This window comes from Bacillota bacterium, from assembly GCA_012837335.1.
GTDB lineage: Bacteria > Bacillota > Limnochordia > Darwinibacteriales > DTU012 > DTU012.
In genome coordinates, this window is sequence record DURM01000007.1 from 12,704 (window position 1) to 39,029 (window position 26,326).

The 26,326-nt window shown below is 50.1% G+C and carries 22 protein-coding genes; 20 read left to right on the forward strand and 2 right to left on the reverse strand.

Features of this window, described 5'->3' with window-relative positions; all coding sequences use genetic code 11:
- Positions 1 to 28: 28 nt before the first annotated feature.
- The 5 genes from GX019_00490 (at position 29) to pelA (ending at position 7,533) form a co-directional block, all read left to right on the forward strand.
- Positions 29 to 2,848 (forward strand): hypothetical protein, encoded by a 2,820-nt coding sequence (locus GX019_00490; GenBank protein HHT35635.1) that lies wholly within the window; start codon positions 29 to 31, stop codon positions 2,846 to 2,848.
- Positions 2,848 to 3,759 (forward strand): sugar ABC transporter permease, encoded by a 912-nt coding sequence (locus GX019_00495; GenBank protein HHT35636.1) that lies wholly within the window; start codon positions 2,848 to 2,850, stop codon positions 3,757 to 3,759. The genes GX019_00490 and GX019_00495 overlap by 1 nt, the downstream gene beginning before the upstream one ends.
- A gap of 7 nt (positions 3,760 to 3,766) precedes the next feature.
- Complete coding sequence (locus tag GX019_00500; GenBank protein ID HHT35637.1) at positions 3,767 to 4,708, forward strand: carbohydrate ABC transporter permease; 942 nt, start codon at positions 3,767 to 3,769, stop codon at positions 4,706 to 4,708.
- A 100-nt stretch (positions 4,709 to 4,808) separates the two neighbouring features.
- A complete protein-coding gene (locus tag GX019_00505) occupies positions 4,809 to 6,158 on the forward strand; it encodes an extracellular solute-binding protein (GenBank protein HHT35638.1) in 1,350 nt (449 codons plus the stop codon).
- 70 nt (positions 6,159 to 6,228) lie between these two features.
- Positions 6,229 to 7,533 carry a pectate lyase gene (pelA, locus tag GX019_00510; protein HHT35639.1) on the forward strand — a complete coding sequence of 435 codons (1,305 nt, stop codon included), beginning with the start codon at positions 6,229 to 6,231 and terminating at the stop codon, positions 7,531 to 7,533.
- Between the two features lie 50 nt (positions 7,534 to 7,583).
- On the opposite strand, the gene GX019_00515 is transcribed toward pelA, so the two are convergent.
- Together GX019_00515 and GX019_00520 are read right to left on the reverse strand one after the other, a co-directional pair.
- Positions 7,584 to 8,618: a methyltransferase gene (locus GX019_00515; GenBank protein ID HHT35640.1), complete on the reverse strand. Its 1,035-nt coding sequence runs from the start codon at positions 8,616 to 8,618 to the stop codon at positions 7,584 to 7,586.
- Positions 8,619 to 8,725: 107 nt separating this feature from the next.
- On the reverse strand, positions 8,726 to 9,313 hold the full coding sequence (locus tag GX019_00520) for a discoidin domain-containing protein (protein ID HHT35641.1): 588 nt from the start codon (positions 9,311 to 9,313) through the stop codon (positions 8,726 to 8,728).
- A gap of 219 nt (positions 9,314 to 9,532) precedes the next feature.
- On the opposite strand from GX019_00520, the gene GX019_00525 reads away from it, so the two are divergent.
- From GX019_00525 to GX019_00595, 15 genes are all read left to right on the forward strand, one after another.
- Positions 9,533 to 10,189, forward strand: coding sequence for an Asp/Glu/hydantoin racemase (locus GX019_00525; GenBank protein HHT35642.1), 657 nt, complete (start codon positions 9,533 to 9,535; stop codon positions 10,187 to 10,189).
- A gap of 3 nt (positions 10,190 to 10,192) precedes the next feature.
- Positions 10,193 to 11,023: a transketolase gene (locus GX019_00530; GenBank protein HHT35643.1), complete on the forward strand. Its 831-nt coding sequence runs from the start codon at positions 10,193 to 10,195 to the stop codon at positions 11,021 to 11,023.
- Positions 11,020 to 11,979: a transketolase gene (locus GX019_00535; GenBank protein ID HHT35644.1), complete on the forward strand. Its 960-nt coding sequence runs from the start codon at positions 11,020 to 11,022 to the stop codon at positions 11,977 to 11,979. The genes GX019_00530 and GX019_00535 overlap by 4 nt, the downstream gene beginning before the upstream one ends.
- On the forward strand, positions 11,976 to 13,028 hold the full coding sequence (locus GX019_00540) for a hypothetical protein (protein ID HHT35645.1): 1,053 nt from the start codon (positions 11,976 to 11,978) through the stop codon (positions 13,026 to 13,028). Before GX019_00535 ends, GX019_00540 begins: the two co-directional genes overlap by 4 nt.
- 21 nt (positions 13,029 to 13,049) lie before the next feature.
- On the forward strand, positions 13,050 to 13,391 hold the full coding sequence (locus GX019_00545) for a cupin domain-containing protein (GenBank protein ID HHT35646.1): 342 nt from the start codon (positions 13,050 to 13,052) through the stop codon (positions 13,389 to 13,391).
- 10 nt (positions 13,392 to 13,401) lie between these two features.
- Entirely contained in the window at positions 13,402 to 14,412 is a 1,011-nt protein-coding gene (locus GX019_00550) for a hypothetical protein (GenBank protein ID HHT35647.1), read from the forward strand.
- Positions 14,412 to 15,251, forward strand: coding sequence for a transketolase (locus tag GX019_00555; protein ID HHT35648.1), 840 nt, complete (start codon positions 14,412 to 14,414; stop codon positions 15,249 to 15,251). The genes GX019_00550 and GX019_00555 overlap by 1 nt, the downstream gene beginning before the upstream one ends.
- Positions 15,220 to 16,200 (forward strand): transketolase family protein, encoded by a 981-nt coding sequence (locus tag GX019_00560; protein ID HHT35649.1) that lies wholly within the window; start codon positions 15,220 to 15,222, stop codon positions 16,198 to 16,200. Before GX019_00555 ends, GX019_00560 begins: the two co-directional genes overlap by 32 nt.
- A 2-nt stretch (positions 16,201 to 16,202) precedes the next feature.
- Positions 16,203 to 18,110 (forward strand): hypothetical protein, encoded by a 1,908-nt coding sequence (locus tag GX019_00565; GenBank protein HHT35650.1) that lies wholly within the window; start codon positions 16,203 to 16,205, stop codon positions 18,108 to 18,110.
- A gap of 13 nt (positions 18,111 to 18,123) precedes the next feature.
- A complete protein-coding gene (locus GX019_00570; protein HHT35651.1) occupies positions 18,124 to 19,224 on the forward strand; it encodes a trimethylamine corrinoid protein 2 in 1,101 nt (366 codons plus the stop codon).
- Positions 19,225 to 19,244: 20 nt separating this feature from the next.
- Positions 19,245 to 20,540, forward strand: coding sequence for a four-carbon acid sugar kinase family protein (locus GX019_00575; protein HHT35652.1), 1,296 nt, complete (start codon positions 19,245 to 19,247; stop codon positions 20,538 to 20,540).
- Positions 20,541 to 20,543: 3 nt separating this feature from the next.
- Entirely contained in the window at positions 20,544 to 21,557 is a 1,014-nt protein-coding gene (pdxA, locus tag GX019_00580; GenBank protein HHT35653.1) for a 4-hydroxythreonine-4-phosphate dehydrogenase PdxA, read from the forward strand.
- Between the two features lie 28 nt (positions 21,558 to 21,585).
- Positions 21,586 to 22,473 carry a 4-hydroxy-tetrahydrodipicolinate synthase gene (gene dapA, locus GX019_00585; GenBank protein ID HHT35654.1) on the forward strand — a complete coding sequence of 296 codons (888 nt, stop codon included), beginning with the start codon at positions 21,586 to 21,588 and terminating at the stop codon, positions 22,471 to 22,473.
- An 18-nt stretch (positions 22,474 to 22,491) separates the two neighbouring features.
- Positions 22,492 to 23,799: a DUF4038 domain-containing protein gene (locus GX019_00590; protein HHT35655.1), complete on the forward strand. Its 1,308-nt coding sequence runs from the start codon at positions 22,492 to 22,494 to the stop codon at positions 23,797 to 23,799.
- A 404-nt stretch (positions 23,800 to 24,203) separates the two neighbouring features.
- Positions 24,204 to 26,318 carry a hypothetical protein gene (locus GX019_00595; protein HHT35656.1) on the forward strand — a complete coding sequence of 705 codons (2,115 nt, stop codon included), beginning with the start codon at positions 24,204 to 24,206 and terminating at the stop codon, positions 26,316 to 26,318.
- Positions 26,319 to 26,326: the final 8 nt, after the last annotated feature.

Below are 26,326 nucleotides of genomic sequence, written 5' to 3' on the forward strand. Positions count from 1 at the left end.
GCAGTCTCACAATAAGGGAGCGAGGAACGTGAGTTGGCAGCTGAGATCCAGTAAAAATCTTTATCTAGGCTTAAGTGTATTGTTCCTGGTACTGTTATGCAGTTTTACCGTTGACGCCAAGCTTGCCGATTTTGAGCTTGCTGCCGCCAGTGAATACTTAAACCTGTATTTTAATCCGGAAACTACCGAGATTGCGGTAGAAGATATTCAAACCGGTAATCTGTGGTTTTCCAATCCGCAGAATCGGTTTTCTACCAGTGGGTATGTATTCAACCGGTTGAGCAGCCAGTTTACTATTGTTCATGATCCGAAATCAGTGCAGAAAGACAATCACCGCTACAGCATTGATTACGAGCAGTTTGAAGTCTCGCCGATTGAAAATGGAGTGCGGGTGGATTACACGATTGTCGAAGAGTGGAAGCCGGAGCATTATGTTCCGAAAATGATCAAGCAGCAGCGGATGGAGGAAGTAATTCTGTCTAAGATTGAAAGTGAATCCGACCGCAGCCGCATTCTGGAATACTATAACTTGATTATGCTGGCGCCCTTGGAAGGCGAGCGCAAGGCGATTCCCGGGGTTCAGCAGGAGCGTGTTTTTGGAGAGTATGATTTAGTAATCCTCAATCCTGATTACCAGGAGCGTCTTGGCGAGCTTAACAGCATGAAAGCAGAAGCAGCCCGGCTGCCCGAAGGCGAGCGGGGTGAGCTGGAGAGCCAGATTAAACGCTTGGAGCAGCAGCTCGATAAAGAAAAAGAAGATATTGTGTGGCGTCTTCTGTACACCATTGTGGATCACCGTTTAGATATTGAAAAATCCGATGATATCGTTTTTGACCATGTGGCTCATCTAGTGGACAGTCCAACATACTTAATGGAATTAGTACCGCGGTTCTATCTAACCGCGGTGCAGAAGATCATTATTGAAACAGGCTACACGCCGCTTGAATCTGCCGAGGATCATCTGGAAAACAATATCGATCCGATTCTGGCCAATCTTCAGGTGTTTTCGGTGCCAATTGAGTACACTCTCGACGGCGCCAATCTGGTGGTGCGGATTCCGGCTGCTGAGATTGAGTATCCCATCGATGTGGAAAACCGGATTGGAGAAAAGTTTTCTTATCATCTCCACACCCTGAGGGTGTTAGAGAATTTTGGCGCTGCTGATATTAACGATGAAGGCTATATCTTTGTTCCTGACGGGTCGGGAGCCTTGATTTATCTGAATAATAACCGGCTGTTTACCTCCGGATACAATGATCAAGTTTATGACAGGGATCATGCGCTCAATACTCCTAACGAGATGCAGCGCTTCCCGGAAACGATCCGCCTGCCGGTCTTTGGTCTTAAAGCCAATGATCAGGCTGTGTTTGCCATTATTGAAGAAGGGGCATCGTTAGCGCGGATCAAGGCCGATATTTCGGGGCGGACCGATAACTACAACCGAGTTTTTGCCGAGTTTTCGCTGCTGCCCACCGGCAGTGTGTCAATCAGCTTGGAAAGTGAAAACGTGGAGTTTTCGGGCAGCATGCCTGTTTACCAAGCCCGCCCCTATCAGGGAGATTTCGTGATTCGCTATGCTTTTCTAAGCGGCGAAGATGCTAACTATATGGGCATGGCTAACTACTACCGCAGTTATTTGATTGAGAAACACGGTTTAAAGCGGAAAGCTCCGGGAGAGAGCATTCCCTTTTTCCTGGAACTGGTTGGCGCAGTTGACAAGCGGGAGCCAATCTTAGGCATTGCCCGGGATGTAATTTACCCCTTGACTACATTTAACCAGGCTCAATCGGTTCTGGAGTCGCTTAAAGAGGAAGGAATCAAAAATATTCAGCTTAAGTATACCGGCTGGCTGAAAGGCGGCGTTGAGCACAACTATCCGACCAAAGCAGCTGTGGAAAAGGCTTTGGGCAGCGCTGACGATTTAATCCGCCTGGTGAGTTATGCTGAAAGCGAAGGACATGAGGTTTACCCCAGCGTTGGGTTTATGAGGGTGTACCGCGATGGATGGTTTGACGGATTCAGCTCCCGGAAGGATTCAGCGCGGATGCTGGACCGCCTGGTAGCTAGAACTTACCGCTACTGGCTCGATACCTATGATCGCAATCCAAGCGGTTCGCATTATGTGCTGTCCCCCCGCAAGCTCGATGATCTGGTCGATCGGTTTTTACAGGATTACCAGAAGTTAGGTTTGGCAAAACTCAGCCTCTTTGATCTTGGCCGGGAAGTAAGCTCCGATTTTATCGATGATCCAAATCGGGTGATCGATCGGGAGCAGGCGGTGGAAACAGCAGTTAAGCAATTGATCAAAATGAAAGAGAACGGCCTTAAGCTGATGGTGGATCACGGCAACGCCTATGCCATTCCATATGCCGACGCGATTGTCAATCTGCCCAGCCGCGGCAGCTCTTATCATGTGGTAAATGAAGAAATACCGTTTTACCAGATTGTGATTCACGGCTTAATTGACTACGCCGGCAGTCCGCTTAATCTGTCATCTGCTGCGAAAGCGGATTTCTTGAGAATGCTGGAATCAGGCAGCTATCCGTATTTCATCGGCAGCTATGAGCCGTCGTTTACCGTGAAAGGCTCCAAGTTTGACCATTTATATGCGCTTCACTATGGCGACTGGATGGAGGATGCGGCCGAGATTTACCGCGCTGTCAATGAGGCGTTGAAAGACGTGCAGGATCAGCTGATCGTTGATCACCGCATGCTTGCCGAACAGGTTTATATGACCACTTATGAAAATGGCAAACAGATTATTGTCAATTATAACCAGCATCCGGTGGAAGTTAATGGATTGGTGATTGATGGTGAGGACTTCGTGGTTATCGGGGGTGGAAACTAATGGAAAAGCGTGCTAGACGACGCTTTAGGCTGACTCTTACTCGTCAGCGGGCAATCTGGGGACTGCTCTTTACAGGAGCGTTTATCATTGGGTTTATTGCCTTTTTTCTCGGTCCCATAATTCAGTCGTTCCAGTTTGCCTTCAGTGAGTTAAAAATCACCCCGACCGGTTTTACCCTTAGTTATGTAGGCTGGGAGAATTTTCGCTACGCGCTGCGGGTAGATCCCAATTTCGTCCAGGTGTTTGTGGAAACCACCGCTCGGATTTTGGTGGATATCCCGGCAGTGATTATCTTCAGTTTCTTTGCTGCGACACTGCTCAATCAAAAGTTTAAGGGCAGAACTCTGGCCCGCGTGGTTTTCTTCCTGCCGGTTATTCTGACTTCCGGAATCATTTATAAGTTTGAATCCGGGGATATTTTTCATGAAATGCATATGCACGCATCCCAAGAGGAGATCGTTTATTCTTCCCAGATTATTATGGGAGTGCTGATGCGGATGCGCCTGCCGGAAACATTCACCCAGTACATTATCGCCGCGGTGAATCGGATTCCTGATATCATCAACGCTTCGGCGATCCCGATTCTGATTTTCCTGGCAGGACTGCAGGGGATTCCATCGTCTTTGTATGAGTGTGCGAAAATCGAGGGGGCAACCGGCTGGGAGAGTTTCTGGAAGATCACTTTCCCCTTAGTTTCACCGCTGTTTTTAACCAATATTGTGTATATCATTATTGATTCGTTTACAGCGCCCGGCAACCGCTTGGTTGAACTGATCGAAAACGCAGCTTGGGGACGGAATATCTACGGAGTAAGTGTGGCGATGACGTGGATGTACTTTGGCGTAATTGCATTAATTCTAGCAGTTGTCTTTGCAGTATTATCAAAACGGGTCGTTTACATGGAGGAGTGACGAGACAATGGCTGTTATGGTTAGGCCGAGCAAATACCGGACATCCAGCTACTGGGCGGGCATAGCCTGGAGTATTGTTCGTGGTGTGTTAGTGGCCGGTATCTGCTTTATCATTATTTATCCACTGCTGATAAAAATCTCATCGTCACTGATGACAGAAGCGGATCTTTATGATTTATCGGTAAAATGGTTTCCCAGGCGGCTGAGCTTTCAAAGTCTGGCGCGAAACTACCAGATGCTGTACCACGAAATGAACTATGGTGTGGCGCTGATCAATTCGATTCTGCTGGCATTGTTCGTTTCTGTTCTGCAGCTGATTTCCTGCAGCGTGATTGGCTATGGTTTTGCAAGATTTAAGTATTTTGGCAGCAACTTTGTCTTCGCTTTGGTGATTCTAACGCTGCTGGTGCCGCCTCAGATGATCATGGTGCCTATGTTCCTCAATTTCCGGTTTTTTGACTTGGCAGGTCTATTGCCTAAGTCGTTCAATCTTTTGGGATCGATTTGGCCCTTTGTACTTACATCCCTGACAGGAATGGGCATGAGGAACGGATTGTTTATCTATGTGATGCGCCAGGTATTCAGCGGCCAGCCGAAGAGTTTGGAGGAGGCGGCTTTGGTTGACGGAGCTGGTCCAATCCGCACTTTCGTTAGGATTATGCTGCCCGGTGCCAAATCAGCTTTGATGATTGTGTTTCTGTTCTCGTTTGTGTGGCAGTACAATGATTACTACTTTACATCGCTGTACATGACCAGCCAGACCATGCTGCTTCCTTTTAGGCTGGATCAGTTGACCAGAATTTTTGACGTGTACGAGTATACTGAGGAGTATGTCACGATTGTAACCAATACCGGTATGATTATGTTTATTGCCCCACTATTGATCTTCTATGCTTTCCTCCAGCGTTACTTTGTGGAGAGCATTGAAAGAACAGGAATTGTTGGCTGACATAATAACAGCAAAGGGGGGAGAGAGGAGAATTTACGCAATCTGCAGGTAGTTGTTTTAGGGTAAAAATGTGATCTAAAACTTAAAGGAGGTCCTAGCTTTGAAAAAGAGATTATCTTTAAGTATCTTCTTAGTTCTGATTCTGTTAATGGCTGTCAGCGTAAGCGCTGAAGAAGTAAAGTGGGATCTGGGCGGACAAACTATCCGCATCCAAACTCGCTGGGAAGACGTTACTCCGCTGGGAGAACGGGGAGCCCACAACTGGTACCAACCGGATGAGCGCCTCTTAGCTCATATCAAATCTGTTGAAGAAATGTTTAACTGCAAAATTGAATTCGTAGCTCGCGGTCATGAAGGTGACGCTTGGGCAGCAATCCAAGAAGGTTCTCTGCTTGGCGAGACTACAGTTCACTTTGCTCACTTCTCAGCTGGTATGGTTGTACCTGCTACTGCTGGTGCACTTCATCCGCTCAACGATATCCTTGATGATGAGTTCTATGAATCCTATCCGATTATGTTCCAATATCCGAGACTGTCTGGCGACAGCGTAGGCAGCACAATTTACGGATTTGAAGCTCTCGGCCACTCCCGCGAAGCTAGAGTTATCATGTGGAACAAGAGCCTGTTTGAGCGGGAAGGCATCGAGAGTCTCTACGACATTTATGAGCGCGGCGAATGGACTTGGGATAAGTTCTATGAGATCGCCCGTGCCCTCACCAAAGACACCGACGGTGACGGTGAATACGATCAATATGGTTTAGGCGCTTTGGGTGTGAAAGAAGTTTATGACTTCCTGGTATCCAATGGTGCTCGCTTTACTCAAATCAGAGAAGACGGCAGAGTAGAATTTGATCTGCTCAGACCAGAATTCCTGGAAACCATGGAATTCCTGCAAAAGATTTGGTCTGAAGGTCTTGTTGGTGATGGCATCAGCAGCAACCGCTCCAGAGCAGCTATGTGGTTAGATATCGGTACTCACATCTCTAACCCGGGCCGTCAAGCTGAGTTCTACGCTATTCAAAACGATGAGTGGGGTATCATTCCTCCGCCGCAGGGACCAAATGGCAAAGGCGAAGTTAACATGCATACCCGCTGGGTTGGTGTAATTCCGAATACTGTTGAAGATCCGAGAGCGGTAATCGAAGTTGTCAGCGCTCTGTTCCAAACCCGCGAACCCTACATCGACAAAGAAGAATGGGAAGCTAAGTGGTGGGATAGACACTTATGGGCACTGTATGACTATGAGTCCTTCGAATACCTCCAGGAAGCTATGAGAAACTCGGTTCTGGTACCAGACCATGTTGAAACCCGCGTGCTGGTTGTTCACGCTGAACCAAAAGCTGAGGCTGTCTTTGATCAGATTATTAAACAAGGCGCCAGCGCAGCCAGCGTTCTCGCTGAATGGGAACCGGTTCTCCAAGGCTATCTTGATGAAATGCTGAAACAATAGTATAGTAGAAGTAGATGGGGGATCTGCTCAGCAGGCAGATCCCCTTTTAACGATTAAAAGAGGTGTTATTATGTGTCTGAAGTTTAAGAAGCTGCTGCTGCTCGCTGTCATGTTTGTTGTTTGTACTTCTGCAGTTTCCGCCCAGTATGGTGTGCCCACATCAGCCCGGGCAGTAGATCTTGCCGACAATTTAATTGCCTGGCAGACCGAGTCAGGGGGCTGGACAAAGAATACTGATTTCAGCACAGTTAAGTACCAGCCGGGCATGTCCAGAGGACCGGTTAACCGCTACGGTCAGGAGTGCGGCACTTTTGACAACAACGCCAGTATTGATGAAATGCGCTTCTTAGCAATGGTGTACAAGTGGCATGGCCACGAGCGCCACAAGGAAGCCTTTATGAAGGGTTTAAACTGGATGCTGGAGGCCCAGTATCCCAGCGGTGGCTGGCCCCAGTACTATCCGCTCCGGGACGGCTATTGGGATAATGTTACTTATAATGATAACGCCATGGCCCGGATTCTGTCGTTTATCAGGGACATGCTCAACCAGCAGGCCCTTTATGATTTCATCGGCGAAGAGAATTTTGTCCGCTTAGAAGAAGCGTATGAGAAGGGTATTGAGTACATTTTAAAATCCCAGATTGAAGTCAATGGCCACTTAACCGCCTGGTGTCAGCAGCATGACCCGGTTACTTATGAACCGAGAATGGGTCGGGCGTATGAGCATCCGTCGATTGTTTCTGCTGAATCAGTGGGTGTGGTTCGCTTCTTGATGTCAATTCCGGATCCGTCTGAGGAAGTGCGGCGGGCAATTGTCAGCGCGCTGGAGTGGTTTGAGCTGGCGCAGCTGCCGGCAGGAAACTGGGCCCGATTCTATGACATCGACACCATGGTTCCCATCTTCTCCGGCCGCGACAGCATTATCCGCTACCAGGTAACCGATATCGAGCTGGAGAGACAGCAGGGCTACAGTTGGTTCAACAATTCACCGCGCAGCCTGCTGGAAGAAGCCCGCAAGGGTGATTATTTGGATAAACTTCGGGAGAGTCTGCCTGATCACCAGCCGATCACCATTGAAGCATTTGCTGATCCGGCGGTTCCTAAGTTTAACAGTCCAAAAATCTGGCCGGCTCAAACAGTTTCCGGCATCATGACCATTGATATTGAACTGTCCATGCGCAAACCGGAAAACTTTGAGGAAATTGTCATTAAAATTGGTAACGAGGAAATTTACCGGGGCAGTGAAATGCATGTGCAGCTGGAGCATGATACTTCAGCAATGCGAAACGGCATTCACGCTTTAATTGTGGAAACTACTACCAAGGCAGGTGCGTTTATCCGCCACTCCGCCAATTTCACTGTCAATAACCGCTAGATCAAAACGACCAACCACGGCTTTTACACTGCCGGCAGTTGGTCGTTTTTTTAAGCTTTGATGCCTGCAAACAAGGCTTCAATATTAGCCGGATTTACATCCGGGAGAATCGCTTCATGGCTCGGTGAGATAATCAGTCCGGTTGGGAAAATAGATTTTAGTTCCTTAACTTTGGCCTTTACCTGTTCGGGAGTTCCGTTGATCAGAAGCTCCTGGGCATCAACCCCGCCGCAGAAGGACACCTGATCGCCAAACTCTCGCTGGAGCTTGTATGGATCCATGTTCTTGGCCAGCGCCTGAATGGGGTGAATCACATCCACACCGGCGGCAATCAGATCGGGAATTACATCGTAGATTGAGCCGCAGGAGTGGTAAAAGACCTTCAAACCATAGCTTTTGGCCTGCTCAATCAGCTTAATGGTACCCGGGATGACAAACTCCCGGACAGCATCCGGAGAAATCATTAAGCCCCGCTGGCTGCCAAAATCATTGCCAATTAACACCGCATCTAGTTTACCCTCAGTGGCACTGTAAAAAATCTCATTGGCATCTAGGTAGAATTCTGCGATCCGATCAATTACTGCTCGAAACATTTCTGGTTCAGTCAGCATTTTCACCAGGGCGGTTTCCATGCCGAAAGCAGAGCAGGCATCCTGAAAATGAGCAGACCAAACCACACCCATTACCGGATACCCCGGCGGCGCCGCTTCCACCGCCTGCCTGCATTTTGCCGGATCAATATGGTCAGCGGGATTAGGCCAGTCAAAATCATTAATGCGGCTGGGATCGGAATAGTCTTCAAAGAAGCCCGGCGCGGTTAAAGTCCGCTGATCCTTGCGGCCGTCGGCTGTGGGTTTAGCAAAATCGAGAGCAGTGTAAATTGCGCTGCTGGTGGGTGACTCATAGGGCATTTCCACCGGATAGATATCATCATCGATTACAGCCTTAAGCTCATCGATGTCGGAAACCTGAAAATACTCAAAAAGGCGGTCGCAGGCTTCCGGTACAGGCAGACCCAGCCAGGAAGCAGGCCGATCCACTGGTTTTCGTGCAATTGTGGCATAAAATCGTTCGATCCGATCCATCAAAACCTTCCCCTTTCCATAATGTGCGAAGACCAACTTTTCAGCAGGATGAAAAGTTGGCCGCGCTGTCAGCAGAAACCTTCCCTCTGCGTTAAGAAACGATTATTTTAGTAAACCTCAAGTTCTGCCAGTTGGAATACGAAGCCATCGCCGCCTTCACGAAGATTGGTCGCTTTAACTCTTACATATCTGGCTTCGACTGGATCAAAGGTGTGCACTACAGGTGCTCCGTCTTCTGGCTTTGGAGCATCAGTTACTGCAACAACGGTAGTCCAGTGATCATCGCTTTCATTTTCCTGTTCCCATGCAGCCGGGTCAACGGCAGTTTGAATCACATAGTCAATGGGGAAATAGTTTCCGGCAGCGCTGCCGTCAGGACGGGGGCAGAGAACAACTTCCGCGATGGTGTGGACACTGCCTAGGTCAATTTTTGCCCATTGGGTAGAGTTTTCTCTAGCGATTTCCGGGTTGAAATAGCGGATAGCGCTGCTCCAGCCCCGGATCACATTCTCCTCATCAAACTCCCGCATGCCGTTGGTTAAATATACTGCGTGCCAGCCGAAAGCTTCAACAGAGGTTGATACCTTCACTTCAGCATTGAGCGCTAAGTTAATCCGCTCCTCGGTGCCGGCAATACCTGCTGCAAGTAACAGTGAGAATAGGCATACAGCCAATATAAAGAATTTCTTTTTCATCTACTCACCTCCGGATATTTGGGGAAGGTTCTCTGCCTTGGTGTACGTTTACTAAAAATTTATCTAAATACATTATTCTGCGCTGGGCTAGTATTTCCTTTTGAAAAACACGGGTTTGATAACAATTTGGCAATAAAATGTGGGTGAGTAAAACAAATTGATTATTACCTTTAAGTGGTTTACAATAAGTATAAGGAATAAACAAAGGGGAGGATTTCGTTGAAAAAAATAGTTGCTATTTATACCGGTCAGGGTTTGGCTGAACCGCTGCAGAAACTTATTTTAGATAAATTATCCGGGATAAATTTAGTAAATCTTATTGATGACAGTTTAATTCGCGATGTCATAACAGCGGGAACAGTAACCAAATCCGTGAGCCGGCGCCTGATCAACTATTATCAGATTGCAGCAGAAATGGGAGCGGATTTAATTCTCAACACCTGCTCATCGGTGGGGGAGATAGCGGACATGGGGCGGGAGTTAGTTGATATTCCGCTGGTTAAGATTGACGAGCCCATGGCAGAGCATGCCGCGGCCAATTATGCCCAAATCGGGGTAATCGCCACCCTGCCCACAACCTTAGAACCAACCATCCGCTTAATTAAATCTCAAGCCCAAAGACTCAACCGCGAAGTTGAAGTTGTGGACGGTTTAGCGGCAGGTGCCTACCAAGCCCTGGTGAGCGGCAGTCCCGAAGAGCACGACCGCCTGATTTTGGAAGTCGGGCAGAAGCTCTCCCAGCAGGTTGACTGCATCGTGCTGGCGCAGGCCTCGATGATGCGCATGCAGGAGCAGCTGCAGGAATATGCCGGAGTTACTGTGCTGGCCAGTCCGCCTTTATGCCTGCCCCGGATCAATGAGATATTGGAGCTGTAAGCCATGGCAGGGTACAATATTGAGCGGCTGGAAGCGGCTGCCCGAAAACTGAGAACAGACATCATTACTATGATTTATCAAGCTAAGGATGGGCATCCGGGTCCAAGTTTGTCCTGCGCGGATCTGGTAGCAGCCCTGTATTTCTGCGCCATGAAGATCAAACCGGAAGATCCGGATTGGCCGGAGCGGGATCGCTTGATCTTATCGAAAGGCCACGCCTGTCCCAGCGTTTATGCGGCTTTGGCAAACCGGGGCTATTTCTCCAAGGACGAACTGCCAAAGCTGAGGACTTTTGGCGGTATGCTCCAGGGACATCCGGACATGCTGAAAACTCCTGGAATTGATTTTACTTCCGGTTCTTTGGGCAATGGCATTTCCATCGGACTGGGGATGGCATTGGCAGGTAGAATCAAGGGAATTGACAACCACATCTATGTAATCACTGGCGATGGTGAGCTCCAGGAAGGTGTGGTTTGGGAAGCTACCATGGCGGCGAAACACTACAATGTGGGCAATTTGATTGTGCTTGTGGATTACAACGGCATTCAAAGCGGTGGACCAATCGCTGACATCAGCGGATTGGAACCGTTGGTGCCGAAGTGGGAGGCTTTCGGCTGGCACTGCCAGACGATTGACGGTCATAATTTCACTGAAATCTTAACCGCTCTTGATAATGCCAAAGCAGAGGATACAACACCTTCGGTGATTCTCGCCCGGACTGTTAAGGGACGGGGAGTGTCTTTTATGGAAAATAACAATGCCTGGCACAAAGGAGTGCCCACCAAAGCGGAGTGGGAGCAGGCAGTAGCCGAGTTAGGAGCTGAGGAATCATGATCCTTGCCAACACGCGGCAGGCGTTTATAGATAGTTTAATTGAGCTGGCAGCGAACAATCCTGAGATCGTGCTGGTTTGTTCCGACTCTGCCAAGGTTGTGCGTGCAGATTCATACATCGACAGATTTCCCGAACGGTTTATTGATGTGGGCATCGCGGAGCAGAATGCTGTGGCCTGCGCGGCCGGAGTGGCTTCTTACGGATTAATTCCTTTTGTGGCGACTTACGCCGGATTTATTACCATGCGCGCCTGCGAGCAGGTGCGGACTTTTGTCGCTTACCCCAATCTAAATGTAAAGATGGTCGGCGCTAATGGCGGCATAGCCGCAGGTGAGCGGGAAGGAGTCACGCACCAGTTTTTTGAGGATCTGGGCATTCTCCGGACAATTCCCGGCATAACCATAATTGTGCCGGCTGACGCGGGTCAGACTCGCCAAGCAGTAAAAGCGGCCGCGGAGATTCCTGGACCGGTTTACATCCGGATTGGGAGCGGACGCGATCCGGTTGTACATGCCGATGACGTTCCGTTTGAGCTCGGTAAAATTCGGATTCTCGAGGAAGTCGGCCGTGATGTGGCAATCTTTGCTGCTGGCGGATATCCCCTTAATAGAGCTCTAGCTGCCGTTAAGGAGCTGGCTAAGCAGGGAATTAAAGCGACAGCGGTTGAAATTCACACCCTCAAGCCGCTGGATGTGGACGGCATTGCTGAAATTTTAGGGCAGACCAAAGCGTGCGTAACCGTCGAAGATCACAATATCATCGGCGGTTTAGGCAGCGCGGTTGCTGAGGTAATTGCTGAGCATGCTCCGGCTTCTTTGGTGCGAGTAGGGCTGCGGGATGTTTACCCTGAGTCGGGTGAACCGGAACAACTTTTAGACGCTTATGGCATGGGTGTTGAAGATATTATTTCGGCCTGCCGGCAGGCAATTACGAATAAAGAAAGGAGACAGCTATGACCCTGGGATATTTTCAACGGGTAAGCCAGCAGAGCGAAACTCGGTTGTGGATCAATAATCCGACAGTAGAAGAGGCGCGGAAAGCAATTCCGGTAGGAGCAATCGGCTGCACTACCAATCCTACTTACACTGCCAAAATGCTGAATCAAGAATCAGAGCGGGCGCGGGTTCTCGCGATCATTGATGCGGTCCTGCCGATAACAGATGACGATTCGGAAGCTGCCTCCGAAATTCAGCGCCGGGTAATGGAGCCGATTGTTGAGGTTTTTCGGCCGCTCTATGAAGAGCAGCCGGGACAGCTGGGCTATGTTTCGATTCAGGGCGATCCCTTTGCGGAAGATGATTACCAGAATATCATCGACGCTGCCCTTAAGGATCGAGAACTTGGGGAAAATGTGATCGCTAAGATTCCCACCACTGCGTCGGGCTTAAAGGCGATGGAATACCTAATCGGAGAAAATGTGCCGATTATTGCCACCGAGATTATGGGTATCGCCCAGGCGATCAGCGTCTGCGAGATTTATGAACTGGCGTGCCAAAAGTATCATAACCGTCCCCCCATGTATGTAACCCATATTACCGGCATATTTGACGAATTTTTGGCTGAGCTTGTTAAACTGAGGGGCATTGAGATCGCCAAGGATCTCCTCTGGCAGGCGGGAACCATTATTGCCCGCAAGCAGTACCGAGTGCTGAAAGAACGTGGCTATAACGTGATCATGCTGGGCGGGGGAGCCAGAGGGATTCATCATTTTACTGAATTTGTAGGTTCAGATATGCACATTACCATCAACTGGTCCGGGGCCATCGATAAGCTTTTGGAGCTGGATCCGCCGGTAGTTTACCGCATGGATACTCCGATTCCGGACTACGCGGTTAGGGAACTGCTCAAGATTCCGGAGTTTGAGCAGGCTTACCGGGAAGATGGTCTGAAGGAAGAAGAATTCGCTGACTTTGGTCCGGTGCGGTACTTCCGCGACAGCTTTGAAGCAGGCTGGGGTGCGCTCTTAACGACAATTAACGAGCGGCGCCGGATCAGCGCATTATAGGAGAGGAGCTGAAGTTTAATCATGTCAAAGAATATGTACAGCAGGCATGTGGGCGAGGCCAAAACTGTGGAGATGATGCCCGGCATTTTCCGAACCACTCTGGTGTATAACGACGACTTAATGGTCTGCCATTTCACCATGAAAAAAGGTGCCCGGATACCCCTGCACAAGCATGAAGCTGTTCAAAACGGCTATATGATTAAGGGGAAAGTCCGCTTTTTCACCGAGACCAACGACAGCATCATTGTGGAACCCGGCTGCGGCTACATCTTTGATTCGAACGAAGCCCATGGCTCGGAAGTGCTTGAAGACTCGGAGCTGATCGAATCGTTCACGCCGGCCAGACCGGAGTACATGGATTGAGGTACTGGCTATGATTAGAAAATATCTTACCCCTTATAAGCTGGGTAAACCAATTTTAACCGGCTCCGGTATCTCCGGAGCCTTCGATGAATTGGCAGTGGATTGCCCCTTTGTGTTTTATCATCATAACAGGTTCTATATGATGTATGTGGGGTTTGACGGAACCGGCTATCAAACCGGATTGGCTGTCAGCGATGATTTAATCACCTGGGAGCGGAAAGGCCCGATTCTCAAGCGGGAAGAGCATGTGGGCTGGGATCGGATCGGTGCTGCGGGAACCTGGATTCTAAAAGAGAGCAATTCCCTGTGGGACCTGCCTACTTTAAAAAAAGTAGATGGGAAATACTGGATGGTTTACCACTCCTATCCCGAAGAGGGCTATGAAGCGGGTCCGGCTCAGATTGGCCTGGCCTGGACTGAGGATGAAGAGCTGATGGACTGGCACCGCCTGCCGGAACCGGTGTTTTCCTGGCAAGACGGAGCGGATTGGGAAAACGGCGGACTGTACAAGGCGTGCTTACTTGAGGAAGACGGCAGGTACTACCTTTTTTACAATGCCAAAGACCAAAAGCCGCGAGGCTGGCAGGAGCAGATCGGAGTCGCTATTTCTACTGACCTCAAGCACTGGGAGCGGTATGAGAACAATCCGATTGTGAAAGTAGCGTCTGGCCGCTGGGACAGCCAGTTCTGCGCCGATCCATATGTGGTTAAAGATGGCGAGCGCTGGGTGATGTACTATTATGGGTTTAACCGCCGCCATGCCCAGGATGGCATTGCTTTTTCCGATGATCTGTTCAACTGGGAAAAGCATCCTGATCCGATTCTGCCTAATGGTGATCCGGGAGAACTAGATCATTCCTTTGCCCACAAACCGGCGCTTCTCTATCATGACGGTGTGCTCTACCACTTTTACTGCGCCTGCCGAAAGTACAAGCCGGGGGATCCGGTCAAGAGTTTGTGGGATGAATTTAGAACGATAACTTTTGCTGCATCGCAGCCGATCAATCAGGCTGAGGAGTGATGGAATTGATGGAGCTGAATCTGGCAGAAAAAGCAGTTCAGACGAGAATTGCAGTGCTGAAGATGATTTATCAGGCGCAGGGCGGCCATATCGGCGGGGCGTTTTCCTGCGCCGATATTGTGACAGCCCTCTATTACGGAGTTATGCGGGTCGATCCTACGCGTCCTGATTGGGAAGAGCGGGATCGCTTCGTGTTGAGCAAAGGCCACAGCGTGGAAACTTACTACGCAGTATTGGCTGATTTAGGCTTCTTTGATCAAGCAGAATTAGCGACATATCGGGCTTATCAATCGCGGCTGATCGGCCACCCCAGCAGCCATGTCCCCGGCGTTGAAGTGAGCACCGGTGCGCTGGGTCATGGACTGCCGATCGGGGTAGGCATGGCGTTAGCAGGAAAGATGGATCATAAAGACTATCGGGTGTTTGTGCTGATGGGGGATGGAGAATTGGCCGAAGGATCGGTTTGGGAAGCGGCCATGTCTGCGAGTCACTACCGCTTGGACAACCTGGTGGGTATTATTGACCGCAACCGTCTTCAGATTGGCGGCGATACAGAAGAAGTGATGGCTCTAGAAAATCTCAAGGCTAAATGGGAGGCTTTCGGCTGGAATGCGCATGAAGCTGATGGCCATGACCTGCAGGGTCTTGTGGATCTATTGCACAACCTGCAGCCAGGCGGCGGCAGGCCTCATTTAGTGATTGCCAATACTGTCAAGGGAAAAGGCGTATCGTTTATGGAGAATCATAAAGGCTGGCACCACCGAGTGCCCACGGATGAAGAGTATCAGCAGGCTTTAGCAGAACTTAATGCTCAGAGGGAGGCGATTCGGCGTGAGTAAAAACAGCATTCCCTGCAGAAAAGCGTTTACAGAAACCCTGCTCGAGCTGGCGCGACAGGATCGGGATATTATCGCTCTTACCAGCGATGCCCGGGGCTCGGTCACTTTGGAGCAGTTTGCCGCGGAGCTTCCTGAGCAGTTTGTAGAAGTAGGCATTGCGGAACAAAATCTAGTTGGCATCGGCGCCGGATTGGCAGCTGCCGGCAAAAAACCATTTGTCTGCGGTCCCGCCTGTTTCTTATCGGCGCGCAGCTTGGAGCAGGTAAAGGTAGACGCAGCTTACAGCCGGACCAATGTGAAAATCATTGGGGTCAGCGGTGGGGTGAGCTACGGAGCGCTTGGATCTACCCACCACGCAGTTCATGATCTAGCGGTGATGCGGGCAATCCCAGATCTGACTGTAATTTTACCGGCTGATGCGCATCAAACTCGGAAAATGACCGCTGCTCTGACAGCAATGGAAGGGCCGGTTTATGTGCGGATGGGCCGCGGCGCGGTACCGGATGTTTATACTGAAGCTGATGCCCCCTTTGAAATCGGTAAAGCGAATGTACTGCTGGAAGGTAATGATGCGGCAATTATCGCCTGTGGTGAAATGGTGCGTCCCGCTCTTGACGCGGGATTAAAACTGCGGGAGCAGGGAATTGAAGCCCGGGTTATCGATCTGCACACCATCAAACCTCTGGATACTGCTGCGGTTTTATCAGCTGCGCGGGAAACCGGTGCGATTGTCACTGTGGAAGAGCACAGCGTACATGGTGGTTTGGGCGCGGCAGTGGCAGAAGTGATTGTGCAGAATCATCCGGTGCCCATGGAGATTCTGGGTATACCGGATGAACCAGCAGTAACTGGCGAATCACCTCAGATTTTTGCCCACTATCGGCTGACGGGTGAGGGTATCGCTTTAGCGGTCCAAAAACTGCTTGCGCGCAGAAAAGGAGGTAGGTAAGGATGGGTTTTCGCTGGGAAAGTGATTTAAATAACCGGACGCTGTATTACGAGGAGCAGCTGATCGGGGAACTGGAGATTCATGCCGGCTCGGGCATGCATCTCAGTCTCTGCGATATTGACGAAGTAGATTCGGGAATTTTTCGGATTCTGCTTGAGTTTTTGATTGATACGGATCGCTATCCGTATTTCTTGAATCTCGATTTTAAAGCAGCCTATCAGTCCCAGTGGGCGATGATTCCCGCGGTAAGCTATAACGGCAACCATTGGGGCCGTGGTTCGGAACCGAAAGGCTTTATCAAGGACGGCAAGCCCTGGTCGTTTTCCTACAGCAGAATGGCGGTGGCTGGAGCCGCTTATTCCGAAGGAGATACCTGGTGCGTTGGGCTGTTTGGAGATCTTACAGGATCTGATGCGCCCTTTTCCTGCTCCTTGATCCCGGAAACAGATACCACCACTCACCGCCTAATCTGGCCGGAAGAGGAAGAACCCCTCACTTATTACCGCCGGGATCACTTCAATCCTGGTTTTCAGCACAATCTGCAGCTGACTGTCGGGGAAACCTTTCGGATCTGCGCTTATTTAGTAATTGACCAAATTGAGCAGGAGCGGGTTTCTTACCAAAAAATGCTGGATTTTGCCTGGCAGCTTAACTACCACGAGCAGAAGCCGTGGTATGATCCGGAGAAAATCTGGGAGCTGGGACTGGCTTATGCTCAGGATACTCTCTATGTGGAAGATGGGATCTTCCGCGGGTTTTCCAAGGGCTTAAGATGGGACGGGAAAAAATGGTACCTGCGGCCGACTGCTAAGTATCTGGTGGGCTGGACCGGCCAGAACATCTCCCTGGCTAATTCCATGCTCTTCAGCTATTTAAAGACTGGCAATCAGCGGCATTTGGAAATCGGGCTCAATACTTTAGATACCTGGGTCCGCCACGCCGTGCTTGATAACGGCTTGATCCAGTGCTTGTTCGATCCGATTTTAACCGGCAATCAGGACAAAAGTGTCCAGGATGCCTGCAATCTTGGGGACGCGGCGGTAAATTTCTTTGAAGCTTACGAGCTGCTCCAGCAGGTCGATCTTGAGGTTGACAAAGAAGTTTACCGAGAAACGGCGTTGGGAATCTGCGATTTTGCAGTCAAGCATCAGCTTCCCAATGGAAACTTCGGTAAAGCCTGGTCCAGTGATGGAACCTGCGTTGATGATAACGGCACAATCGGCTGCTATTTGGTGCTGCCGCTGTTAAAGGCCTATCAGTTAACTGGCAAGCAGCAGTATTTTGATTCTGCTCGCCAGGGCTATAACTATTATTTCAACAGTTTTCTTAGGGACGGCTTCACTTCGGCAGCGGCTTTAGACACCTACTGCATTGATAAAGAGTCGGCAATTCCGCTGCTTAAGAGCAGCCTGAAGTTTTATGAACTGACCGGGGAAAAGGAATATCTCAAGCAGGCAGAGCTGGTGTCCTACTACCTAGCTACCTGGCAGTGGCACTATTCTACCCCGTTCCCCAAGAATACACCGCTGAATGAGCTGAACTACGACATTTTCGGCGGAACTTCCGTTTCGGTGCAGCACCACCACATTGATCCCTATGCTTTAGTGTTTATGCTGGACTGGTTTAAGCTTGCTGAACTCACCGGAAAAGACATCTGGAGACAGCGGGCTGTGGCGGTGTGGGCTAATGCTTCCATGGGAGTTTCTGATGGAAATCTGGTGGTAAACGGCGCGCCAAGACCAGTCGGCAGCCAGGATGAAGGTTTTTACCATACCTACTGGGGCGCGCCCAATGAAAGCACTGGCAATGCCATGGGCAATGTCAGCAGCTGGCTGGTTGCGTGGCCGACTGCGTTTCGGCTCCAGGTGCTGCGGCATCTGACCGATTGGGAACAGCTGATACAAAAATAAGGGAGCGATTGTGGTGAAACATGTGGAAAATTGGGAAGCGGTTAAAGCGCGCTTTACAGCCTGGTGGCAGGGTAAGAATCTCGATCGGCCCCTCATGAAAGTTGTCGCGCGGCGGGAAACCCCGACTGAACCTTTGGAGCCGACATGGCAGCCGCAAACTCTGGAAGATCGGCATTTGGAGGTTGATCGCAAAGTGGTGAATATGCGCAATTACTGCCGCCGGCACCGCTTTTTTGCGGAAGCTTTCCCTTCCTTGGATCTAAATATTGGGGCTGGCTCACTCGCAGTTTATCTCGGCTTAGAGCCGGAGTTTGCCGAAAGCACCGTCTGGTTTCCCGAATGCATTGATGATTATAACAGCTGGGGACCGCTGAAATATGATCCGGAAAATTACTGGTGGCAGCGGCATCGGCAGGCAATTGCTAGAGCTGTGGAGCTGGCTCAGGGTGAATTTTTGGTCAATATCCCTGATCTGATTGAAAATCTCGATATTCTAGCTGCTATGCGCGGCGCCCAGAATCTCTGCTTTGATTTGATTGATCAGCCGGATATAGTGAAGGAATACCTGGATCAGCTGGATGATTTGTATTTTAAATATTACCATCCCCTCTATGAGCTGGTAAAAACACCCGATGGGGGCAGCAGTTACACTGTCTTCTCAATCTGGGGTCCGGGCAGGATTGCAAAAGTTCAGTGCGATTTTTCGGCATTGATTTCCCCCGCTCATTTCCGGGAATTTGCCCTGCCTTCTTTAAGAAAGCAGTGTCAGAATCTCGACTATTCGCTCTATCATCTTGATGGACCGGATGCGGTGAAGCATGTAGAAGCGGTGATGGAGATTGAAGAACTGAATGCGCTGCAGTGGACACCTGGAGCAGGCCAGCCCGATGGGGGCAGTGAGCAGTGGTACCCGATTTATGATCAGGCTGTCGCTGCTGGAAAATCGCTGTGGATTATCTTTTCATCGCAAAACAGTTTTGCTGATTTGGTCCGGGGAGCTGATCGATTGGTGCAGCGGTATGGTTCAGAAAAGCTGTATCTCCTCTTCCCGGTGATGTCGGAAAAAGAAGCGGAAGAGCTGATGGAAATAGCGGAGCGGGATTGGACTAAATAGCAGGGACAGAGGGTGATCAAGTGAGCTTTATTGGCGTGATTGCCGATGATTTAACCGGCGCCATGGATGCTGGGATGCAGATGCTCACAGCAAATCTAACTGTGCACACCGCCCTTCTGCCGCAAAACCTTAACCAGGTTAGGGCCGGGGCAGATGTGGTCGTAGTCAATACCCAGAGCCGCAATATCGAACCGGATGCTGCGTATCGGGCGGTGAAGACCGCGTTTCAAAATTTACAAAGCGCGGGCTGCGCAGGTTTTTATAAAAAAATCGATTCTACGCTGAGAGGCAATGTGGGGGCGGAGCTTAGAGCAGCCTTGGATTCCGCGCTGTTTGACATGATCTTAGTTGCTCCCGCCCTGCCTTTCAATAAGCGGACCACAAGAAATGGAATTCACTACGTGGATGGGGTGCCCCTTGCGGAAACTGAGCTGGCGCAGGATCCTTTTGCGCCAATTCAAGATTCGGAGATCAGCCGGATTATCCGGACTCAATATGAAACAGACACCGGTCTGGTAGCCCTGGATGATGTGCACAGAGGGGCAGAGCGAGTGAGCCAGGTTATGGAAGAATACGCCAAGGCCGGGATCAAGCTGATTATTGCGGATGCAGCGGCAGAGCAGGATTTAGAAGTGCTGGCAGAAGCAGCCGGCCGCTTAAACCGCAGCGTGCTTTTATGCGGATCGGCGGGCTTGTTTCAATATTTCAACCGGTTTTATGGCGAAGACTTGATCAGAACGGAAACCCAAATCAAGAACCAGGGATTAAATGGAAATGGGCCGGTGCTGGTGCTTTCCGGCAGTCCGGCAGCAGCGTCAAAACGGCAGATTGACAGGTTAAGGGACCACCCTGATGTCTGCGTCATCCAGCTAGATATCACCAGGCTTGCAGAAAAGCAGGATGCGGCAGCGCGGGAAACTGCCCAAAAAGCAGTCCAAAGCCTTAGAGGCGGCAGGCATGTAATCTTAGATGCGGCGGGAACCAGCAAAGCGGAAATCTACCGCAGGGCAGCGGGAGATCGGGAGCTGTTAGACCGCCACAGTGCCATGGTTCTGAATCTGATCAGCGAGACCGCGGGAGCAGCTGCTCTGCTTCCCCTCGCGGGGCTGGTTATCTTCGGTGGTGATACAGCAGTTGCAGCAGCAGGACGGCTGGGAGCAGCTGGTATTGCAATCATAGGTGAGGTTGAACCGTTTATTCCCCTGGGCAGACTGATCGGCGGCAGCCGCTCCGGCCTGCCGGTTGTTACCAAAGCAGGTGGATTTGGCAGTGATGAGCTGCTGATCAGAGTTTTAAGTATTTTAGCGGGAGGTTGAGTTATGGATAGACCAATTATTGCAGTCTCAACCGGCGACCCCTCAGGTATCGGGCCGGAGATTTCAATCTCGGCTCTGAAGCATCAAGCAATCTATGGGGCCTGTCGGCCTTTTTTAATCGGAGATTTGGCAGTATTCCGCGATCTGGTGCCGGAGGAGTTGGGACTGAATCCGGTGGGACAGATCGAGGATATGCGCTTTGAATACGGAACGATCGATCTTTTGGATCTGCAGCTGTTAGCGGAAGCTCCGCCGTTAGGCAGAGTCAACGCCGCAGCGGGCAATGCTGCGTTTCACTATGTTAAGCGGGCGATTGAGCTGGCCCTTGCGGGAGTTGTTGATGCTACGGTGACCGGTCCCATCAACAAAGAAGCAATTAACCTTGCCGGGCACGCATTTGCCGGGCATACCGAGATTTACGCCCATTATACCAAGACCAAAGATTATGCGATGCTGTTAGCCCATGAGCATTTCCGCGTCATTCATGTTTCGACCCATGTATCGCTGCGGGAAGCCTGTGATTTAGTGACGAAGGAACGGGTGCTGAAGGTGATTAAAATTGCCGACCGCGCCTGCCGGCAGCTTGGGATTGCCGAGCCTAAAATTGCAGTCGCTGGTTTAAACCCCCATGCCGGGGAAAGCGGAATGTTCGGCCGGGAAGAAATTGAGGAAATCATCCCAGCGGTGAATGCTGCCAAGGCACTTGGACTGGATGTGGATGGACCGATTCCGCCGGATACCGTGTTTCCGAAGTTAAACGGCAAACTCTATGATATCTGTGTGTGCATGTACCATGATCAGGGCCATATTCCCACCAAACTGCTGGGCTTCACCTGGAATGAACAGGAAGGGAAATGGAATTCGGTGAGCGGCGTCAATATCACGATGGGCCTGCCGATTATCAGGGTTTCGGTTGATCACGGCACTGCTTACGATATAGCCGGCAGGGGGATTGCATCTGAGCGATCGCTGGTAAGCGCCATTGAATACGCAGTGCAGCTTGCCAAAAACCGCTAACGAAGAAACGCAGAGAGGAGCTGATGGGATGGAGTTGTGCAGAGGGATTATTCCGGCAATTTTAACGCCTTTTACAGCCAGCGAGGACATCAATTTTCCTGAACTGCGCCGGCACGTGCGGCGAATGCTGGATGCCGGGGTGCACGGGATTTTCTGCCTGGGTACGAATGGAGAGTTCTATGCCTTAAGTGAAGAGGAAAAATATCAGGTTGTGGAAGCAGTGGTTGATGAGGTTAATGGACAGGTTCCGGTCTACGCCGGATCGGGAGAGATCGCAACTCGAACGGTTATCCGGCTCACTAAGCAGTTTCAAAAGTTGGGAGCCGATGCGGTATCGATTGTAACGCCTTATTTTATTAATCCATCTCAGCATGAGCTGTACCACCATTACCGTCGAATCGCGGAAGCAGTCGATCTCCCCATCATTCTCTACAATATTCCCATGCGGACTCATGTTAATCTAGAACCGGAAACAGTGGCAGCTTTAGCAAGAGACTTGACCAATATTGTCGGGATTAAAGATTCCAGCGGTGACCTTCAGCTGACAAAGGCCTATATCGAGCAGTCCCCTCAAGATTTTGCTGTGATGGGCGGAAACGATGGCCTGATTCTTGATACTCTGCTGCTGGGAGGAACGGGTGCGATTGCCGCAACGGCGAATGTGATCCCGGATATTCTCCTCAACATCTACAATGCTTACTCGGCCGGCGATCTGGAAACAGCGCGCAAGTGGCAGGAAAGGGTAGCGCCGCTGCGCCAAGATTTTAAGCTGGGAACCAGCCCAGGAGTGATCAAGGTGCAGGCCGGGCTGTGCGGTTTTGATGTTGGTCCCAGCCGTGGTCCGATTCGCTATGATGACCCGGAAGTAATTGCGAGAATCAAAGATAATATCAAGCGGAACTATAATTTGGGATAACCTTAAAGGAGACCTGATATGGCTGTAAACCGCTTAACCATTAGTGAAAATGGCAGGTTCTTAGCGCAGGATAATGGGCAGCCGTTTTTCTGGCTTGGTGATACCTGCTGGCTGCTGTTCAGCCGGTTGACCTTGGAGGAAGCTGAATACTACTTAAGTGTGAGACAGCAGCAGGGTTATAATGTGATCCAGGCGTCTCTGATCCACGGTCTGCCGACACGAAACCGCTATGGGAACCGACCTTTTGTGGATCATGACCCAGCGCAGCCGATCCTGCTGGATCATCCCGAAGGATATTGGGAGCATATCGATCGTGTACTTGCGGCAGCGGAAAAAAAGGGCCTGTACATGGCCCTGGTACCGATGTGGGGATCGGTTGTCAGATATCAGAAAGCCACCGCAGAGCAGGCTGCGGCCTACGGCACTTGGCTTGCCCAGCGCTATCGCAGCAGACCGAATATTATCTGGCTTAACGGCGGCGACTGCCGGGGCGATGTTGGTCAAGAGATCTGGGATGCTTTAGGAGAAGCGATTAAAGCTGGCGATCCGAAGCATTTGATGACCTTTCATCCCCGGGGACGGACCCGATCCTCCATGTGGTTTCATGATCGCAGCTGGCTTGACTTTAATATGTTTCAGTCGGGACACTGCCGTTACGGCCAAGCTGGTAAGGACGGTATAACTGATCATTTTGCCCAGGACAACTGGCGGTACGTTGAGATCGACTATCAGCTGACACCGACTAAGCCAACGATTGATGGGGAACCTTCATATGAAGCTATTCCCCACGGACTTCACGATTTTAACGAACCGCTGTGGCACGCAGCCGATGCGCGGCGATACGCGTATTGGTCAGTGTTTGCCGGTGCCTTTGGCCACACTTATGGGCACGCTTCAATCATGAAGTTGGCGTTTAAAGATTCTCCCAGCGCGAGTATGTATAAACCGTGGCAGGAAGCTGTATTTGATGAAGGCGGCACCCAAATGCAGCATTTGAAAAACTTAATTCTTGCTTATCCCTATTGGGAGCGAATCCCTGACCAAGCGGTAATTGCAGGTGACGAGGGAGAAAAATACGAGCGTGTTGCAGTTACACGCGGTGCGGACTACTTACTTGCCTATGTTTATACCGGCAGGGAGTTTAGTCTCAGAATGGGAGTGATCAAAGGCGCCACAGTGCGGGCATTCTGGTATGACCCGCGTACGGGAGTGCGGACGCTGATTGGAGAAATGGAGAATTCCGGAGTGGTAAGTTTTAACCCTCCGGGCAAACATGAGGATGGCAATGACTGGGTGCTGATTCTCGAATCGGTATCCAGTGCTTAGGGTAGCTCTTCTTGCTTAAACATTTACTTGATAATTGTTTAAATCTATTACTGGAGATAATTACAGCACAACCTGCGTGCTGGCATCCTGGGAGCTGAAATTTTGAAGCAGTAACAGCAGACTGCTTGGGAGAGACCCGCGGAAGGGTCTCTCTTTTTTAAATAATTTACTTAAAAAACATCTCATAATTTAGTTAAAGTGTTAACAATCGCATTGACTCAACCAGGTTAATGTAATATAATAATTACAGATGTTAAAGACGGACTAAAATATGTCGTTAAAGTGAAGATAGTGCGTAAGATGTAATGTAAACTGCAGCTGATATTTCAGCTGAACTATCCGGGAAGGTGATTTGTGTGCGGTGCAGAGGACTGATAATGGGATCATTAGTATTTTTGATACTAATGAGTTTTTATTTTCCTGCTGATGCGGCTATGTATAAAAGCTATGTCTTTGATGCATGGGGCAGGGCTGTGCCTACACCAGAACCTTATGAACCGGTTCGGATTATTTATGGCTCGGATATAGGCGTTGGTGAACTGATCGGTCCGGAGGATTTGTTTGTTGCTCCGGACAACACGCTGTATATAGTCGATACCCGCAACAACCGGATTGTTAGAACGACCAGCAATTTTGAGCTGCTTGAGGTATACGCTGAGTTTGAACGGGCAGACGGCACCAAGGATCGCTTTAACAATCCGCTGGGAGTCTTTGTAACCGATGAAGGGCATATGTTTGTGGCGGATACGAACAATGGCCGCATTGTTCGCTTTGATGAAAACGGTCGCTTTATGATGACAATTGAAGCTCCGGAAAAGACTTATCCGGAAGCATTCCCCGCGTATTTCCAGTTCCGGCCGACCAAAATTGCCATCGATCAAGTTGGCAGGCTCTATGTGACAAGCGCCGGACTGTATGAGGGTTTAATTGAGCTTGATCTCAACGGCAACTTCCGCACCTTTATGGGCGCACCCCCGGTTTACGTGGGAATCTGGGATTACTTCTGGGGCCGGATAGCCACCGATGAGCAGCGGCAGAGACGCCAGCTCAATCTTCCAACTGAGTACAGCAGTATGGACCTGGACGCACGCGGTTTCATTTATACAACCGTATCCGGCGGTGACATTGATGTTACTGAGGTGGTCCGCCAGTTAAGTCCGGCGGGTAAGGATATCCTTAAGCGGGATGGTTTCTGGCCTCCCATGGGCGATATCAATGTGTTTGACGAAATGCTTCTTTCGGAAGTGACCGGCTACTCGCTGCTGGTGGATATTATCTGTCGGGAAAACGGCATTTACAGTGTCCTGGATCAGCGGCGGGGCAGAATCTTTACCTATGATAATCATGGCAATTTGTTATATGTTTTCGGCGGTCTCGGCCAGGGTACAGGCTTGTTTGTTCGCGCGGTAGCCATTGAGCAGCTGGGCGATCAGCTGCTGGTTCTGGACAGCCGCAATAACAGCATTACTGTGTTTGAACCCACCAAATACGCTCAGCTGATTCATCAGGCGATTGATGAGTATGAGCAGGGACGCTATGAAGATTCAGCCGCTCTATGGTTTGAGGTAATGAAATATAATGCCAACTATGAGCTGGCTTATTCAGGTGTGGGAGATGCGTACCTTCGGCAGGGCGATTATGAGCAGGCCATGCTCTATTATCGTTTAGGCAACGACCGGCCTGGCTACTCGGACGCGTTTTACCGCTACCGGCGGGAATTGATGAATGAGTATTTCGGAACGTTTATGAACTGGGTGTTGGTGATCGCAGCTGTAATCTTTGCGGCTGCAAAGCGCCAGTGGATTCCCAGAGCCAAGGCAAAGTACCGCACCAGCCAGCTGGCAGCAGCGCTGGCAAGCGAGCGGGTGCAGCAGAACCGGGTTTATGCGGCAGTAAAGGGCACCTTAAGCAAGATGCGCTATGCTCTGCATGTCATCTTCCATCCTTTTGATGGTTTCTGGGATTTGAAATACGATAACCGCGGTTCCTTTGCTGCGGCAACGGTGATTTTGCTTATGGCTGCGCTGTCCTTCGTCTTTATGCGCCAGTACACAGGATTTGTACTGAACTACAACCGTATTGAAGATCTCAATATCTTTGTCGAGGCTGTCAGCATCATTATTCCATTCTTACTCTGGTGCGTGGTTAACTGGGGTCTGACAACCCTGATGGACGGCAAGGGAAGAATGATTGATATTTATATCGCGGGAGCTTATGCGCTGACACCGATGGTGCTGATTTTTATCCCGGCGACTATTTTCAGCAACTACATCACTGTCGATGAAGGCACTTTTTACTATCTCCTGGTCACGATCGGTACAGTGTGGAGCTTATCCCTGCTCTTCCTTGGTGCCGGGGTGATTCATGAGTATGGTTTCGGGAAAACCATCTTTACTACAGCAGCTACGATTGTCGGTATCGGAATTGTCCTCTTTGTGGGACTGCTGTTCTTTGACGTAATTGACCGGATGAGCTTGTTTATCCAGGATCTATATACAGAAATTGCACTGCGGTTATAACGTTTTCA

Bases quoted from the DNA above. Each gene is read 5' to 3' on its own strand.
- GX019_00495 (HHT35636.1), top strand. From the start codon at position 2,848: ATGGAAAAGCGTGCTAGACGACGCTTTAGGCTGACTCTTACTCGTCAG.
- GX019_00500 (HHT35637.1), top strand. From the start codon at position 3,767: ATGGCTGTTATGGTTAGGCCGAGCAAATACCGGACATCCAGCTACTGG.
- pelA (HHT35639.1), top strand. From the start codon at position 6,229: ATGTGTCTGAAGTTTAAGAAGCTGCTGCTGCTCGCTGTCATGTTTGTT.
- GX019_00515 (HHT35640.1), bottom strand. From the start codon at position 8,618: ATGGATCGGATCGAACGATTTTATGCCACAATTGCACGAAAACCAGTG.
- GX019_00520 (HHT35641.1), bottom strand. From the start codon at position 9,313: ATGAAAAAGAAATTCTTTATATTGGCTGTATGCCTATTCTCACTGTTA.
- GX019_00530 (HHT35643.1), top strand. From the start codon at position 10,193: ATGGCAGGGTACAATATTGAGCGGCTGGAAGCGGCTGCCCGAAAACTG.
- GX019_00535 (HHT35644.1), top strand. From the start codon at position 11,020: ATGATCCTTGCCAACACGCGGCAGGCGTTTATAGATAGTTTAATTGAG.
- GX019_00540 (HHT35645.1), top strand. From the start codon at position 11,976: ATGACCCTGGGATATTTTCAACGGGTAAGCCAGCAGAGCGAAACTCGG.
- GX019_00545 (HHT35646.1), top strand. From the start codon at position 13,050: ATGTCAAAGAATATGTACAGCAGGCATGTGGGCGAGGCCAAAACTGTG.
- GX019_00550 (HHT35647.1), top strand. From the start codon at position 13,402: ATGATTAGAAAATATCTTACCCCTTATAAGCTGGGTAAACCAATTTTA.
- GX019_00555 (HHT35648.1), top strand. From the start codon at position 14,412: ATGGAATTGATGGAGCTGAATCTGGCAGAAAAAGCAGTTCAGACGAGA.
- GX019_00560 (HHT35649.1), top strand. From the start codon at position 15,220: ATGCTCAGAGGGAGGCGATTCGGCGTGAGTAAAAACAGCATTCCCTGC.
- GX019_00565 (HHT35650.1), top strand. From the start codon at position 16,203: ATGGGTTTTCGCTGGGAAAGTGATTTAAATAACCGGACGCTGTATTAC.
- pdxA (HHT35653.1), top strand. From the start codon at position 20,544: ATGGATAGACCAATTATTGCAGTCTCAACCGGCGACCCCTCAGGTATC.
- dapA (HHT35654.1), top strand. From the start codon at position 21,586: ATGGAGTTGTGCAGAGGGATTATTCCGGCAATTTTAACGCCTTTTACA.
- GX019_00590 (HHT35655.1), top strand. From the start codon at position 22,492: ATGGCTGTAAACCGCTTAACCATTAGTGAAAATGGCAGGTTCTTAGCG.
- GX019_00595 (HHT35656.1), top strand. From the start codon at position 24,204: ATGAGTTTTTATTTTCCTGCTGATGCGGCTATGTATAAAAGCTATGTC.